The sequence below is a fragment of the Ramlibacter sp. P4_H7 genome (genome assembly GCF_056400765.1).
In genome coordinates this window covers 1-13,996 of sequence record NZ_JBFUKP010000008.1, presented here as the reverse complement: position 1 = coordinate 13,996, position 13,996 = coordinate 1, and the positions used below count along the sequence as shown (strand labels likewise).

Annotated in this window: 14 protein-coding genes; 6 read left to right on the top strand and 8 right to left on the bottom strand. The window is 69.6% G+C overall.

Translation table 11 applies throughout. The features are described from left to right. Positions 1-65: 65 nt before the first annotated feature. The 3 genes from flhC to AC1DSA_RS12640 are packed head-to-tail and all read right to left on the bottom strand — an operon-like array spanning position 66 to position 1,439. Positions 66-629 carry a flagellar transcriptional regulator FlhC gene (gene flhC, locus AC1DSA_RS12650; protein ID WP_477889613.1) on the bottom strand — a complete coding sequence of 188 codons (564 nt, stop codon included), beginning with the start codon at positions 627-629 and terminating at the stop codon, positions 66-68. Between the two features lie 25 nt (positions 630-654). After that, entirely contained in the window at positions 655-954 is a 300-nt protein-coding gene (locus tag AC1DSA_RS12645; RefSeq protein WP_477889611.1) for a flagellar protein FliT, read from the bottom strand. A 14-nt stretch (positions 955-968) separates the two neighbouring features. Next, positions 969-1,439 carry a cache domain-containing protein gene (locus tag AC1DSA_RS12640; protein WP_477889609.1) on the bottom strand — a complete coding sequence of 157 codons (471 nt, stop codon included), beginning with the start codon at positions 1,437-1,439 and terminating at the stop codon, positions 969-971. Between the two features lie 164 nt (positions 1,440-1,603). Between AC1DSA_RS12640 and AC1DSA_RS12635 the strand changes: the two genes are divergently transcribed. Beyond that, positions 1,604-1,825, top strand: a complete 222-nt coding sequence (locus tag AC1DSA_RS12635; RefSeq protein WP_477889607.1) for a hypothetical protein — start codon at positions 1,604-1,606, stop codon at positions 1,823-1,825. Further along, positions 1,771-2,478 (top strand): MBL fold metallo-hydrolase, encoded by a 708-nt coding sequence (locus AC1DSA_RS12630; protein ID WP_477889605.1) that lies wholly within the window; start codon positions 1,771-1,773, stop codon positions 2,476-2,478. Before AC1DSA_RS12635 ends, AC1DSA_RS12630 begins: the two co-directional genes overlap by 55 nt. A 6-nt stretch (positions 2,479-2,484) precedes the next feature. Here AC1DSA_RS12630 and AC1DSA_RS12625 read toward each other — a convergent pair whose 3' ends face one another. Together AC1DSA_RS12625 and AC1DSA_RS12620 are read right to left on the bottom strand one after the other, a co-directional pair. After that, the gene (locus AC1DSA_RS12625) at positions 2,485-2,706 is read right to left on the bottom strand and encodes a hypothetical protein (RefSeq protein ID WP_477889603.1); all 222 of its coding nucleotides are present in this window, start codon (positions 2,704-2,706) and stop codon (positions 2,485-2,487) included. 125 nt (positions 2,707-2,831) lie between these two features. After that, on the bottom strand, positions 2,832-3,761 hold the full coding sequence (locus AC1DSA_RS12620) for a dihydrodipicolinate synthase family protein (RefSeq protein WP_477889601.1): 930 nt from the start codon (positions 3,759-3,761) through the stop codon (positions 2,832-2,834). 127 nt (positions 3,762-3,888) lie between these two features. Between AC1DSA_RS12620 and AC1DSA_RS12615 the strand changes: the two genes are divergently transcribed. Both AC1DSA_RS12615 and AC1DSA_RS12610 read left to right on the top strand, forming a co-directional pair. Next, a complete protein-coding gene (locus tag AC1DSA_RS12615) occupies positions 3,889-4,872 on the top strand; it encodes a tripartite tricarboxylate transporter substrate binding protein (protein ID WP_477889599.1) in 984 nt (327 codons plus the stop codon). 4 nt (positions 4,873-4,876) lie between these two features. Further along, positions 4,877-6,607 (top strand): IlvD/Edd family dehydratase, encoded by a 1,731-nt coding sequence (locus AC1DSA_RS12610; RefSeq protein ID WP_477889597.1) that lies wholly within the window; start codon positions 4,877-4,879, stop codon positions 6,605-6,607. 10 nt (positions 6,608-6,617) lie between these two features. Here the strand turns inward: AC1DSA_RS12610 and AC1DSA_RS12605 are convergent, their stop codons facing one another. Both AC1DSA_RS12605 and AC1DSA_RS12600 read right to left on the bottom strand, forming a co-directional pair. Then, positions 6,618-7,178, bottom strand: coding sequence for a cytochrome b (locus AC1DSA_RS12605; protein WP_477889595.1), 561 nt, complete (start codon positions 7,176-7,178; stop codon positions 6,618-6,620). Between the two features lie 23 nt (positions 7,179-7,201). After that, the gene (locus AC1DSA_RS12600; protein WP_477889593.1) at positions 7,202-8,773 is read right to left on the bottom strand and encodes an MFS transporter; all 1,572 of its coding nucleotides are present in this window, start codon (positions 8,771-8,773) and stop codon (positions 7,202-7,204) included. Positions 8,774-8,859: 86 nt separating this feature from the next. On the opposite strand from AC1DSA_RS12600, the gene AC1DSA_RS12595 reads away from it, so the two are divergent. After that, the gene (locus tag AC1DSA_RS12595) at positions 8,860-9,690 is read left to right on the top strand and encodes an aldo/keto reductase (RefSeq protein ID WP_477889591.1); all 831 of its coding nucleotides are present in this window, start codon (positions 8,860-8,862) and stop codon (positions 9,688-9,690) included. A 144-nt stretch (positions 9,691-9,834) separates the two neighbouring features. Here AC1DSA_RS12595 and AC1DSA_RS12590 read toward each other — a convergent pair whose 3' ends face one another. Beyond that, positions 9,835-13,401 (bottom strand): indolepyruvate ferredoxin oxidoreductase family protein, encoded by a 3,567-nt coding sequence (locus AC1DSA_RS12590; RefSeq protein WP_477889589.1) that lies wholly within the window; start codon positions 13,399-13,401, stop codon positions 9,835-9,837. A 121-nt stretch (positions 13,402-13,522) separates the two neighbouring features. Between AC1DSA_RS12590 and AC1DSA_RS12585 the strand changes: the two genes are divergently transcribed. Then, positions 13,523-13,996: Lrp/AsnC family transcriptional regulator (locus tag AC1DSA_RS12585; RefSeq protein ID WP_477889587.1), on the top strand; the 474-nt coding region annotated here is incomplete at its 3' end.

Sequence of the window (13,996 nt, the reverse complement as noted above, 5' to 3'; positions counted from 1 at the left end):
TCGCGGGCGCGGCTGGGGCCGGACCGGCGGGACTGCTTCGGGGATGGGCGGCGCGGGACCGCGACTCAGGCGTCCGCGGCGGTCGCGGGCCCCGCCGGGTCGCTCGGGCGCTTCTTCTTGCCGGCGCGCGATGGCGGCCGGCACAGAACGCACACATAGCCGGACGCGTTTTCGTACCGGTGGGTCACGAACCGGCCCGTGCACCGCGTGCAGGCCGTCAGCTGCAGCAGGTCGCCCTCGAAGAATTTCACCAGCGTGGCGGCCCGCGTGAAGTCCAGCACCGGCTGGTCGCCGTGGGTCTTCACCTGCTCCTGGTACATGCGGAAAGCCTGCGCCAGCGCACCGATCCGCCCGCCTTCGGCATGCTCCAGCATGTGCAGGTAGATGTTGTAGAACATGGAAGCGTGGATGTTGGCCATCCACGTCATGTACCAGTCCACGGAGAAGGGCAGCAGCCCCTTGGGCGGCGAAGCGCCCTTGATCTCCTTGTACAGGCGCAGCAGCCGCTCGCGACTGAGCTGGACTTCCGATTCGATGAATTGCAGCCGCGCGCCCAGTTCGATCAGCGTGACCGCCAGCTGGACCTCCCGCGCCTCCTGCAGAACACTCTTTCCCGTCGTACTCGCCATCGGCGGCTATGGTACGGGCAACGGGTCAGGATGCCTGTTGCAGTTGTGCAATGCGGTGCGTGAGCCGGATGAATTGCGGCTGGACGAGCCGCTTGAGTTCGTGCTGGTCGGCGCGGATCCGGCCGGTGAGGGCCAGCAAGCGCGTGCATTCCGTGGGGGACAGGCCGCCCGCGTCCAGCCCGCGCAGTTCCGCCACCAGGTCGGTGCAGCGGGCGTCGAGGGCGGGGAGCGCCTCCCAGCGGTGCGCGCGGGCCAGTTGCACCATGCGCGCCACCGTCGAGGCGAGCTCGGCGTACAGGGCAGGGAGCTTGTCGAGCCTGGCCACCCCGCCTCCGCCGCTTACTTCTTGTAGACCCCGCCGCAGACGACGACGTCGTCCAGGCGCTCGCAGTACGCCGTCTTCGGCTCGATCTTCCTGGTGGTGGGGTTGTTGAACTTGTAATCGGTCCAGAAGGTCTGCTTGGACTGGGCGAGGCTCACGCGCTCCTTGATGTACTCCTTGCCGTCCATGTCCTTCATCTCGATGAAGTTCTTGCCCACCATCTTCTCGTTGGTGCCGTGCGCGACGCAGGTGCCGTCGAGTTGGTGCGCCGCCAGGTAGAGGTCGCGGTCGTGGAACTCCTTGTTGTTCCTGTCCGTGATCGCGGCAAAGCCCTTGTCCTTGCCGTTGGCCTTGATGTAGGAGATGCCCTTCTTGACCATGGCCACGGCTTCCTTGTCGGTGGCGGCGTCGTTGCTCGCCCAGGTGGCCGCGCCGACGGCCACGGCGCACAGGCCGACGGCCAATTTGATTGCTTGCTTGCGGTTCATGTTGCTCTCGTCCCTTTTTGATGAATCGGCGGCGCGGGCCGTGGGCCGGCACCTGGCGTTCATTGTCGGGTTGCAATTGCGACGGCAATGCGCTGAACAGAGGGGGCTTTTGCCCTCTTCTCGGCCAGAATGGCCTCGACCGACCCCCACAACAGGAGACGACGATGAACGAGCTTCCCTCCCGCTGGCACCGCCCGCTGCTGGCCGCCGCCCTGCTGCTGGCCGGCTGCGCAAGCGTCGCCGAACGGCCGGCGTCCCAGGCCGGCGTCGATGCCCACGTCGCCGAGGCTCGGCGCGTGGCGGGCGAGGACCTCACGATGCTGATGCCGCTGTGCGAACCGCAGCCCGCCACGCGCGCCAGCGGGCCCGCCGTGGCGACGCGCTGAACAACGCGCTGGAGGCGCGCGGGCTCATCGACGGCGGCATGGCCAAGCTGGGCCTGGATCCCCGCGACATCAAGTACGTGATCGTCACGCACGGACACGGCGACCACTACGGCGGCGCCAACTACCTGGTCGAGCGTTACCGTCCGCGCGTGGTGGCCAGCGAGATCGACTGGCGGATGATGGAGACGGGCCTGGAATTCAACTCGACGCAGTGGGGCGCCCCGCCCAAACGCGACGTCGCCGTGCGCGACGGCGAGCAGCTGACCCTGGGCGACACCACGATGACCTTCTACGTCACGCCGGGCCACACGCTGGGAACGATCACGCCCGTGTTCGACGTGAAGACCGGCGGGCGCAGCCACAAGGCCCTGCTGTGGGGCGGCACCGCCTTCAACTTCGGCAAGGACCTGGGCCGGCTGGAAAGCTACGCGGAAGCCACGGAGCGCATGCGCAAGCTGACGGCGCAGCTGCCGGTGGACGTGCTGCTGTCCAACCACACGGGCTGGGACGGCACGATCCAGAAGATGGCCGCGCTGCGCAGCCGCGCGCCGGGCGCGCCGCATCCCTTCGTCACGGGGCCGAAGGACGTCGATCGCGGGCTGCAGGTGATGGGGGAATGCGCGCGGGCCCAGCGGGACCGCTTCCGCCTTTAGGCCGCGTCAGAGCGGCGCGTCGCGCAGCAACTGCATCGCCTGCTGGTGCAGGCGGTCGGCGGCCAGGCGCTGCTGCAGCAGTCGGCCGTCCTGCGGGCCATCCGCATACACGGTGCATTCGATCGCGTCGGCCGCCTCGCTGGCCTGCCGCCACTGCGCGTGCAGGCGCTCGAACTCCGACAGCACGGCGCGCTGGTCGGGGGACATCTGCAAGGGCCTGGGCATCATGGCCGCAAGTAGACGACGCGCGCCCCCGGCGGTTGTTGATGCAGATCACCGGTCCGGGGCTCCCGGCGAACGTCCGGCGCGCGCCGCTTGATCCAGCGCAAAACGGCGTAAGCCTCGCCAGCGAGTCAGGCGAGCGCGCCGGCGTTGGGCATGGTGAAGCCCACCTTGTCCAGCGACGCCTGCAGCGTCTGCTGCTGCTCGGCGCTCAGATCCACCAGCGGCGGGCGCACGTGCGCCCAGTCGGCGCGGCCGGTCTTCCAGGCGATCGCCGCCTTCATCGCCGCGATCAGGGGGAACTGGGCGAAGGCCGCGCGCGTTGCGTCCAGCTTCTGCTGCTGGCTGTCGGCATCGGCCTGCTGCCAGGTCTTGTAGAGCTGGACGATCGCCGTGGGATTCACGTTGGCCGTGGCCGTGATGCAGCCCGGGCCGCCGGCGCGCAGGTCGGCCAGCAGGAAGTTCTCGCTGCCGGCGAACACGTCGAAACCCTGGGGGCCGAACTCCTCGATCATTCCCTGCGTGTGCTTCCAGTCGCCGCCGCTGTCCTTCATGCCGGCGACGATGCCCGGATAGGACTTGAGCAGGCGCGCGACCACCGCGCGCGGGATCGGCGTCTGCGACACCGGGGGGATGTGGTACAGGTAGATGCGCAGGCGCTCGTCGGCCACGCCGTCGATGATGCTGGCGAAGCTGCGGTACAGCCCTTCGTCACTGACGCCCTTGTAATAGAACGGCGGCAGCATCAGCACGCCGCCCACGCCCGCCTGCACCGCGCGCCGGGTCAACTCGATGGAATCCGGGATGGCGCAGCAGCCGGTCCCCGGCATCAGCCGCGCGGGCGGGATGCCTGCTTCCAGCAGGGCATCGAACAGCTTGCGCTTTTCCGCCACCGACATCGAGTTGGCTTCCGAATTGGTGCCGAAGATCGCCAGCCCCACCTCCTGGTCCAGCAGCCAGCGGCAGTGCCGGATGAAGCGATCCGCATCCGGGGTGTAGTCGGCGTTGAAGGGGGTGAGGACGGGCGAAAGGACGCCCTGCATGCGGGGAGTGGCGGTCATGGGGCGATTGTGCGGATCGGGAATCCAAAGTATTTTGTGTTTGAAGATAGCGGAAGCGGGTTTCCCCTCGACGCGCGCCCCGCGACACTCGCAGCTGGAGCATTCCGACAAGAACCCAGGAGACACCATGCACCCCAGACTTCGCCGCGGCCTGCTCGCCGCCTTCGCTGCCGCCGCCCTGCTGCCCGCCGCCGCCTTCGCGGCCTGGCCGGAGCATCCGATCAAGCTGGTGGTGCCTTACCCGCCCGGCGGCGCCACCGACGTGATCGGCCGCATCGTCGCGCAGCGCCTGTCCACCGCGCTGGGCCAGCAGGTGATCGTCGACAACCGCGGCGGCGCCGGCGGCAACATCGGCGCGGACCTGGTCGCCAAGGCCAAGCCCGACGGCTACACGCTGCTGATGGGCGCGATGACCTCGCATTCGACCATGGCGCGGCTGGAGCGCGGCAAGCTGGCCTACGACCTGCAGAAGGACCTCACCGCGGTGCAGGTGGTGGGCTACGTGCCGCTGGTGTTCGTGGTGCACCCTTCGGTGCCCGCGACCAGCTTCCAGCAGCTGGTGAGCTATGCCAAGTCCAACCCCAAGAAACTGACCTACGCGTCCTCCGGCGCCGGTGCGCCGCAGCGCATGGCGGTGGAGATGTTCCGCGTCCAGGCCGGCGCCGACATGATCCACGTGCCGTACAAGGGCAGCGGCCCGGCGATGACCGACCTGGTCGGCGGCCAGGTCCTCATGGCGGCCGAGACGGTGCCGGCGGCCCTGCAGCAGATCAAGGCCGGCAAGCTGCGCGCGCTGGCGGTCACCACGCCGCAGCGCATCTCCATGCTGCCGGAAGTGCCGACGGTGAACGAGTCGGGCTGGAAGGACTTCGACGTGGTGTCCACCTTCGGCGTGCTGGCGCCGGCGGGCACCCCCGCCGACGTGCTGGCGCGCCTGAACGCCGAAATCGGCAAAATCATGCAGGACCCGGCCGCGAAGGAGCAGTTCCTGCAGCAAGGCGTGTATGCGCTGCCGCCACAGACGCCCGCCGAAGCGGCCGGCCGCCTGAAGGCCGAGATGGCCAAATGGTCCAAGGTGATCGACGAGACCGGCGTGAAGGCCGACGAATGAATCCATGACGCAATCCAAGGACCCCACCGGCATGCGCAAGGGGCTCACCAACTACGGTGACGCCGGCTTCTCGCTGTTCCTGCGCAAGGCCTTCATCAAGGGCGCGGGCCTGACCGACAACGCGCTGGAGCGGCCCGTGATCGGCATCGCCGACACCGGCAGCGGCTACAACCCCTGCCACGGCAACATGCCGCAGCTCATCGAGGCGGTGCAGCGCGGCGTGATGCTGGCGGGCGGCCTGCCGGTGAAGTTCCCGACCATCTCCATCGGCGAGAGCTTCGCTGCGCCGACCAGCATGTACCTGCGCAACCTCATGTCCATGGACACCGAGGAAATGCTGCGGGCGCAGCCGATGGATGCGGTGGTGCTGATCGGCGGCTGCGACAAGACCGTGCCGGCGCAGCTGATGGGCGCGGCCTCGGCCGGCCTCCCCGCCATCCAGCTGATCACCGGCTCCATGCTGACCGGCTCGCACCGCGGCGAAACCGTCGGGGCCTGCACGGACTGCCGCCGCTACTGGGGCAAGTTCCGCGCGGAAGAAATCGACCAGCGCGAAATCGACGACGTGAACAACCAGCTGGTGCCCAGCATCGGCACCTGCTCGGTGATGGGCACGGCCAGCACGATGGCCTGCGTCGCCGAAGCGCTGGGCATGACGGTGCCGGGCGGCGCCTCGCCGCCGGCGGTGACGTCCGCGCGCATGCGGGTGGCGGAGCACACCGGCGCGGTGGCGGTGCAGATCGCCAAGAGTCGCCTGACCATCGACCAGGTGCTGACCGAGAAGGCCTTCGAGAACGCGATGCGCGTGCTGCTGGCCATCGGCGGCTCCACCAATGCGATCGTGCACCTGACCGCCATCGCCGGCCGCCTGGGCTTCGAGGTGGACCTCAAGGCGCTGGACCGCATGGGCCGCGAGACGCCGGTGCTGGTGGACCTGAAGCCATCGGGACAGCACTACATGGAGCACTTCGATGCGGCCGGCGGCATGCCCGCGCTGCTGCGCGAACTGAAGCCGCTGCTGCACCTGGACGCGCTCACCGTCACCGGCCGCACGCTGGGCGAGGAACTCGAGCGCGCGCCGCCGCCCTTCAAGCAGGACGTCATCCGGCCGCGCGACAACCCGATCTATCCGCAAGGCGGCATCGCGGTGCTGCAGGGCAACCTCGCTCCGGGCGGCGCGATCATCAAGCAGTCCGCTGCGGACCCCAAGCTGATGGAGCACGAGGGCCGCGCCGTGGTGTTCGAGGGGTTGCAGGACCTGGCCGAGCGCATCGACAGCGAGGAGCTGGACGTGAAGCCCGAGGACATCCTGGTGCTGAAGAACATCGGCCCCAAGGGCGCGCCGGGCATGCCGGAAGCGGGCTACATCCCGCTGCCGCGCAAGCTCGCCAGGCAGGGCGTGAAGGACATGGTGCGCATCTCCGACGGCCGCATGAGCGGCACCGCCTTCGGCACCATCGTGCTGCACGTGACGCCGGAGTCGGCGATCGGCGGCCCGCTGGCGCACGTGCGCAACGGCGACCGCATTCGCCTCTCGGTGGAGCAGCGCGAGATCAGCCTGCTGGTGCCCGACGCCGAGATGGCCCGGCGTGCGCAGCAGAATCCCGTGCAGGTGCCGAGCGCCGAGCGCGGCTACCGCAAGCTGTTCCTGGCCACCGTCACGCAGGCGGACAAGGGCGTGGACTTCGACTTCCTCGCCGCACCGGAGGTGAAGGGCCGCGTGCCCAAGACCTGAGTCCGGCGCCTCAGCGCCGCGCCGGCCACATGCGCGAGAACACTCGGTCGCGGTCGACCAGCAGGTGCTTCAGTCCGGCCAGGACGTGCAGCACCACCAGCGCCACCGTGGTCCACACCAGCGCTTCGTGGAACTGGAAGAACTGGTGCGCGGTCGCGCGCGCCGGTTCGCCCCAGCGGGGCAGGGCGGTCCCGAAGAAGGCGAGCCCCGCGCGGCTGTAGTTCGCGCCGATGATGCCGGTGACCGGCAACAGCACCATGGCGGCGTAAAGCAGCCATTGGACGAGGTGCGCCAGCCGTGCCTGCCATAGCGGCACGCCCGCTGGCAGCGGTTCCGGCCGATGGAAAAAGCGCCACAACATGCGCAGCAGCACGAGCGTGGCGACGATCAGTCCGATGGACTTGTGCAGGTCGAAGAAGCGCTCGCCGCCCGGCTGTTTCTCGACGGTCATCATGAACCAGCCGAGCGCGGCCATGAACACGATCAGTGCCGCGAGCACCCAGTGCAGGACGATGGCGGGCGTGGAGTAACGCCAGGGTGTGGCGGCAGGCAGGGTCTGCGTCTGTTGCATCGGTTCGAATCTTCCTTTCTGTTTCAGCGACGGGCCTGCGCCGCACGCTGGCGCAGGTCCATGCAGGGCGCGCGCGCTGCCGCGAACGCCGCCAGCGCCGCGAAGACCGCCAGCACGCCCAGCACGATGTGGAAGGAATGCTCCACCCGCGCCGGGTCCAGGCCCTGCAGTTGCAGCGAGTCACTGCGGCCATCCGGCGGCCTCAGCAGGATGAATGCGAGCCCACCGAAGGCCGCGGTGCCGAGCGTGGCACCGGTGGAGCGGACCAGCGACAGCAGGGCCGCGGCCGCGCCCAGCCGCTCGCGTCCCGCCAGGATCTGGGTGGCGAGCTGCGCACTGGGCATCACGGTGCCGAAGCCCAGGCCGCACACCGCCGCGGCGACGGTGATCAGCCAAGGAAGCGGCGGCAGCAGCGCCAGCGAGACGATCGCCAGCGCAGCCGCTCCGAGACCCCAGGGCGGCAGCTTGCCGCTGGTGCCCGTGCGGGCGCTGTAGCGGCTGTTCAGCGTGGAACCGACCACGATGCCGGCCGTCAGCGGCAGCAATTGCAGGCCGGCGTCCAGCGCGGAGGAGTGGCGCGCCACCTGCAGGTAGATCGGCAGCAGGAACAGCAGCGCGAACATCGTCGCCGCGAATCCCAGCACCGAGACGCAGATCCAGGGCACGCCGGGCAGGCGCAGGATGCCCAGCGGCAGGAAGGCGTTGGGATGGCGGCGCTGCTGGCGCGCCAGTGCAAAACCGCAGGCCAGCGCGACTGCGACGAAGGCCGCGCTCGTCGCCGACAGCAGCTCGAAGCCGTGGCCCACCTGCCCGAACCACAGCAGCGCGCTGGCCGCGCACAGCAGGAACAACATGAAGCCTGCCGGGTCGTAGGGCGCATGCCGCGCCGCCGACGGATGCGGGCGCGGCAGCAGTGACATGCGCCAGAACGCCAGCACCGCCAGCGGCAGGTTGGCGAGAAACAGCCAGCGCCAGTCGCCATGGTGCACGACGAAGCCGCCGATGAGGGGACCGCCCACGCTGGACGTGGTGAAGATCATCGCGAAGTAGCCCTGGTAGCGCGGCCGCTCCCAAGGCGGCACCAGCTCGCCGATCAGCGCCTGCGACAGCACCATCAGGCCGCCGCCGCCCATGCCCTGCAGCACGCGCGCGGCGATCAGCAGCCGCATGTCCGGCGCGAGCGCGCAGGCCAGCGACCCGAGCGCGAACACGCTCAGCGCCACCAGCATCACGTTGCGCCGGCCGAAGCGGTCGCCCATCCGGCCGTACAGCGGCGCCATGACGGTGGCGGCCAGCAGGTAACCCGCTGCGATCCAAGAGGTCTGCGCCAGCCCGCCGAGCTCCTGCGCGATGCGTGGCGTCGCGGTGACCAGCAGGGTCTGGTCCGCCGCGCCCATGAACATCGGCAGCATGACGGCACTGAACAGCGCACCGAAGGACGCGGTGGGATGCGGGGCCGGCTCGGCCGGGCTCGCGTGCGCTTCCTCCGTGCCGGTCGTGGAGGAGGGCAGGCTGCCCTCCGAAGCGAGGCCGCCGCCGTCGCGTGCGGCCGCCGCATGCTCGGCCACGGTGGTCTGTTGTTCTTCGTCGCGCACGCAACGATCCTAAGCGAGGGCGGGCGAACCTGCAGGGGCGGGGCCTGCAAGCTCCTCCATACTGTGCGGGTCCAGCAGGAGAGTCCATGACGCCCGTGCAGCTGCGCACCCGCCCCATTCCGTCCTCCGCCGAGCCGCTTCCCGTGATCGGCTGCGGCACCTGGCTCGGCTTCGACCGCTCGCCCGGCAGCGCGGAGTTCGCGCAGCTGCCGCGCGTGCTCGCCGCGTTGTTCGCGGCCGAGGGCAGCGTGGTCGACAGTTCGCCCATGTACGGCAAGGCGGAAGCGGCGGTCGGCCAGGTGCTGGACGAGGCGGACACGCGCGAAGAGGCCTTCCTCGCCACCAAGGTGTGGACCACCGGCCGCGAAGCGGGCATCCGGCAGATGGAAGATTCGTTCCGCCTGCTGCGCACCGACCAGATCGACCTGCTGCAGGTCCACAACCTGGTCGACTGGCGCGTCCACCTCGCGACGCTGCGCGAATGGAAGGCGGAGGAGCGCGTGCGCTACGTCGGCATCTCGCACTACACCTCGTCCGCGTACGCGGAGGTCGAGGAGGTGCTGCGCAGCGAAGCGCTCGACTTCCTGCAGATCAACTACTCGGTCGAGGAGAGCGAGTCGGCGCAACGCCTGCTGCCCCTGGCGGCGGAACGCGGCGTCGCCGTGCTGGTCAACCGGCCCTTCGGCGGCGGCGCACTGCTGCGGCGCCTGCATGCGAAGCCGCTGCCGGCGTGGGCCGCGGAGATCGGGTGCACGCGTTGGCCGCAGGTCCTGCTGAAATTCGTGCTGAGCCATCCCGCGGTCACTTGCGCCATTCCCGGCAGCGGTTCGCCGGAACACATGGCGCAGAACGTGCTGGCGGGTTGCGGGGTGATCCCGGAGCCTGCTTTCTGGCAGGACAAGCTGCGGCACTTCTGACCGGGGGGTGGTGACTGCTGGGGGCTGGTGGTGACTCGTAGGCTGGGGTGAGCCCGCAGGCGAACCACAGCGGTGCGCGCAATCGCTGGGGTTCGGGCTTCGCCGCTCACCGCCAGCCTACGGCTCACTGCCAGCCTACAGAGCTCACGCCGCCGTCGTGACGCGAATCCCGCGAAGCTGCCCCGGCTCCCGCGACGCCGCCGGCCGCGGATACGTCGCCGGATCGAACCGGTGCAGCAGCTCCGCCTCCCGCGCGCGCGCCAGCGCCACGTTCGCCAGCTTCACGTGCCCGAAGCCGCGCATCTGCAGCGGCAGCGCGGCGATCTCCGTCGCGACCTTCAGGCGCTGCGCATCGAGCGCCGGCAGCAGGGCTTCGATCCGCGCGCGATAGCTGTCGACCAGCCCGCGCTCCATGCGCCGCTCCGCGGTGCGACCGAACACATCCAGCACGCTTCCGCGCAGGCGCCGTCCCTGCGCCAGCAGCTTCATGAGCGGCATCATCCAGCCGCCCAGCCGCAGCTTGCGCGGCGCCTGCCCATTCTTCGCCCGGCTGAGCACGGGCGGCGCCATGTAGAACTCCAGCGCGACGTCGCCTTCGAACTGCTGCTGCAGCGTGCGCGTGAATTCGCCGTCCGTGTAGAGCCGCGCGACCTCGTATTCGTCCTTGTAGGCCATCAGCTTGAGCAGGCCCTGCGCGACGGTGCGCGTGAAGGGGAGGCCCGCGTCTGCGTGCAGCGCCTCCTCGCGTTCACGCACCCGCGCGACGAAGTCCGCGTAGCGTCGCGCATAGTCGGCGTCCTGGTAGCCGGTGAGGTGCGCGACGCCGCGGGCGATGATCGCGTCCAGCGTGTCCGGCGCCGGTGCGGCCAGCGTGTCGCCGCGCAGCAGCGCCTGGATCGCACCGGCATCGGCGGCAGCGAGCCGGCCCAGCGAGAACGCGAGCTTGTTGTTGTCCACCGCGACGCCATTGAGCTCGATGGCCCGCAGCAATGCTTCGAGGCTGACCGGCACCAGCCCGCGCTGCCAGCCCGAACCCAGCGCCAAGATGTTGGAGAAGATCGAATCGCCGAGGAAGGCTTCGGCCAGCGCCTGCGCATCCAGCGTCTCCACGCGGTCGACGCCGGCGGCAAAGCGCAGCTTTTCCAGCAGCAGCGGGACGCGCAGGCTGGCATCCGGGTTGTGCAGGCTCTCGGCCACCGGCACCTCGTGGGTGTTGGCCAGGATGCGGGTGCGGCCGTGGCGCACGGTGACCAGCGCGTCGGCGGAGGCGCCGACCACCAGGTCGCAGGCGAGGATCGCGTCGGCCTGCTGCGTGTCGATGCGGACCTGGTTCAGCCGCGCTGCGATGTCGGCGAAGCGCACGAAGCTCAGGACCGAGCCGCCCTTCTGCGCGAAGCCCATGAAGTCCAGCACGCTGGCGCTCTTGCCTTCCAGGTGCGCGGCCATCGCGACCAGCGCGCCGACCGTGACGACGCCGGTGCCGCCCACGCCGGTGACCAGCAGGTCGTAGGGTGCGGACCAGGCGTGCGGCGCCGGACGCGGCAGGGCCTCGACGCGTTGCAGGAAGTCCTGCGCGCCGCCGGCCAGTGCCCCCGTGCGCTTGCGCGGCTGCCCGCCGAGCACGCCCACGAAGCTGGGACAGAAGCCCTTGGCGCAGGAGTAGTCCTTGTTGCAGCTGCTCTGGTCGATCTTGCGCTTGCGGCCCAGCGGGGTCTCCAGCGGCTGCACGGCGACGCAGTTGCTCTGCACCGAGCAGTCGCCGCAGCCTTCGCACACGCGGTCGTTGATGAAGACGCGGCGTGCGGGGTCGACCAGCTCGCCCTTCTTGCGGCGTCGGCGCTTTTCCGCGGCGCAGGTCTGCTCGTAGATCAGGACCGTGACGCCAGGCATTTCGCGCAGGCGCCGCTGCACGGCGTCGAGTGCGTCGCGGTCGTGGAACTCGGTGCCCGCCGGGAAGCGGTTGCGGATCGCGTCGTACTTGGCGATGTCGTCGGACAGCACCATCACCTGCTTCACGCCCTCGGCCTCCACCTGCCGCGCGATGCCGTCCACGCTGATGATGCCGTCCACGGGTTGCCCGCCGGTCATCGCCACCGCGTCGTTGAACAGGATCTTGTAGGTCAGCGTGGCCTTCGCCGCCACGGCCTGGCGGATCGCGAGATAGCCGGAGTGGTAGTAGGTGCCGTCACCGAGGTTCTGGAACACGTTCGGCACCTTGGTGAACATCGCGTGCGAGACCCAGTCGACGCCCTCGCCGCCCATCTGGATCAGGCCCTCCGTGTCGCGGTCCATCCAGCTCGCCATGAAGTGGCAGCCGATGCCGGCCTGCGCATGCGAGCCCTCGGGCACCTTGGTCGACGTGTTGTGCGGGCAGCCGGCGCAGAAGTAGGGCACCCGCTTGACGCTGTCGCTGTCGTTCGAGAGCAGCTCGGGCAGCGTGAAGTCGCGCACCAGGTGGCGGCGGTCCAGGTCGGGGAAGTGGCCGACCAGCCAGTTGGCGACGATCTCGATCAGGCGGGAGGGCCGCAGCTCGCCCAGCGCGGACACCAGCGGTCGTTCCATCGCATCGCGCTTGCCAACGATCACCGGCCGCTCGGCCGCGTTGTAGAACATGGAGCGCAGCTGTTCCTCGACCACCGGCCCCTTTTCCTCGATCACCAGCACTTCCTTGAGTCCGCGCATGAACTCCCGCATGCGCGTCGGCTCGATCGGGTAGGTGAGGCCCAGCTTGTCGATGCGCACGCCGTGTGCCGCCAGTGTCTCGGGCGAGATGTCCAGGCGGCGCAACACTTCCATGAAGTCGGCGTGCGCCTTGCCCGCGGTGACGATGCCCACCGTCGCGCGCTCGCTGCGAACGACGTGGCGATCGATGCTGTTGATGCGTGCGAACGCGCGCACGGCGTCCAGCTTGGCATGCAGGCGCTGCTCGATGGTGAGCGAGGGCAGGTCGGGCCAGCGGTAATGCAGTCCGCCGTGCGGCGGCTCATGGCCGGTGAGGCTGCGCACGGTGGCTGCGTCCTGCCAGGTGGCCACGCGCGCGTTCACCAGGTCGAGGTCCACGGTCGATCCGCTTTCCACCACCTCGGACAAGGCCGTGAAGCCCACCCAGTTGCCCGAGAAGCGCGACAGTGCCCAGCCGTACAGGCCGAACTCCAGGTACTCGGCCACGTTGGCCGGCGCCACGATCGGCGCGTGCCACGACTGGAAGGCCTGGTCGCTCTGGTGCGGCATGGACGAGGACACGCAGCCGTGGTCGTCGCCCGCCACCATCAGCACGCCGCCGTGCGGCGAGGCGCCATAGGCGTTGCCGTGCTTCAAGGCATCGCCGGCGCGGTCCACGCCCGGGCCTTTGCCGTACCAGAGCGCGAACACGCCGGCGCAGGTGCGCTCGGGGTCGGCTTCGACGCGCTGCGTGCCGAGCACGGCGGTGGCGCCCAGCTCCTCGTTGATCGCGGGCAGGAAGCGCAGTCCCGCTTCCTCGAACTTCTTGCCGGACTTCCACACCGCCTGGTCCACCATGCCCAGGGGCGAGCCGCGGTAGCCGCTGATGAAGCCGCGCGTGTCCAGGCCGGCGGCCGCATCGCGCTGGCGCTGCATCAGCATCAGGCGGACCAGCGCCTGCGTGCCGGTGAGGAAGATGGCGCCATCCGGGGCCCAGAGGCTGTCGCTCAACCGGTACCCGGGGCGGACGATGGTGCTGCTGGTCTCCATGGCTTGACTCGCTTCTTGGGGAAAGCAAAGCTTAGGCGCAGAGCCGGCGAATGGGCTTCCTATTTCCTCTCGTTCGGCGGATCTTGGAGAATGCTGTTCTTCCATTCGCCGGAAAACAGGAATGAACCAGCTCGACCGCCACGACGTGCTGCTGCTTGCCGAATTGCAGCGCGACTCCCGCCAGACCGTGCAGCAGCTCGCCGACGCGGTGGGCCTGTCCAGCACGCCTTGCTGGAAGCGGGTGAAGGAGATGGAAGCGGCGGGCATCATCCGCGGCTACACCGCGCTGGTGGACCGCGAAAAGGTGGGCCTGTCGCTGTGCGTGCTGGCCGAGGTGAACCTCACGCGCCACAACGAGGACGACGTGCGCCGCTTCGAGCAGGCGGTGGCGGGCAGCCCGCAGATCGTCAGCTGCTATGCCACCACCGGCCAGGCCGACTACGTGATCAAGGTGCTGGTGCCGGACATCAAGAGCTACGAGACCTTCCTGCACGAGACCGCGTTCAAGCTGCCGGGCGTGACGCACGTGCGCTCCAGTGTCGTGCTGAAGGAGGTCAAGGCGGAGAGCCGCCTGYCGCTGGCCGGCGGGCCGGCC

What these genes read in the sequence shown, in the direction of transcription:
- AC1DSA_RS12620 (WP_477889601.1), bottom strand. Translation starts at nt 3,761, where the DNA reads ATGACCGCCACTCCCCGCATGCAGGGCGTCCTTTCGCCCGTCCTCACC.
- AC1DSA_RS12595 (WP_477889591.1), top strand. Translation starts at nt 8,860, where the DNA reads ATGACGCCCGTGCAGCTGCGCACCCGCCCCATTCCGTCCTCCGCCGAG.
- AC1DSA_RS12640 (WP_477889609.1), bottom strand. Translation starts at nt 1,439, where the DNA reads ATGAACCGCAAGCAAGCAATCAAATTGGCCGTCGGCCTGTGCGCCGTG.
- AC1DSA_RS12625 (WP_477889603.1), bottom strand. Translation starts at nt 2,706, where the DNA reads ATGATGCCCAGGCCCTTGCAGATGTCCCCCGACCAGCGCGCCGTGCTG.
- AC1DSA_RS12590 (WP_477889589.1), bottom strand. Translation starts at nt 13,401, where the DNA reads ATGGAGACCAGCAGCACCATCGTCCGCCCCGGGTACCGGTTGAGCGAC.
- AC1DSA_RS12610 (WP_477889597.1), top strand. Translation starts at nt 4,877, where the DNA reads ATGACGCAATCCAAGGACCCCACCGGCATGCGCAAGGGGCTCACCAAC.
- AC1DSA_RS12635 (WP_477889607.1), top strand. Translation starts at nt 1,604, where the DNA reads ATGAACGAGCTTCCCTCCCGCTGGCACCGCCCGCTGCTGGCCGCCGCC.
- AC1DSA_RS12605 (WP_477889595.1), bottom strand. Translation starts at nt 7,178, where the DNA reads ATGCAACAGACGCAGACCCTGCCTGCCGCCACACCCTGGCGTTACTCC.
- flhC (WP_477889613.1), bottom strand. Translation starts at nt 629, where the DNA reads ATGGCGAGTACGACGGGAAAGAGTGTTCTGCAGGAGGCGCGGGAGGTC.
- AC1DSA_RS12615 (WP_477889599.1), top strand. Translation starts at nt 3,889, where the DNA reads ATGCACCCCAGACTTCGCCGCGGCCTGCTCGCCGCCTTCGCTGCCGCC.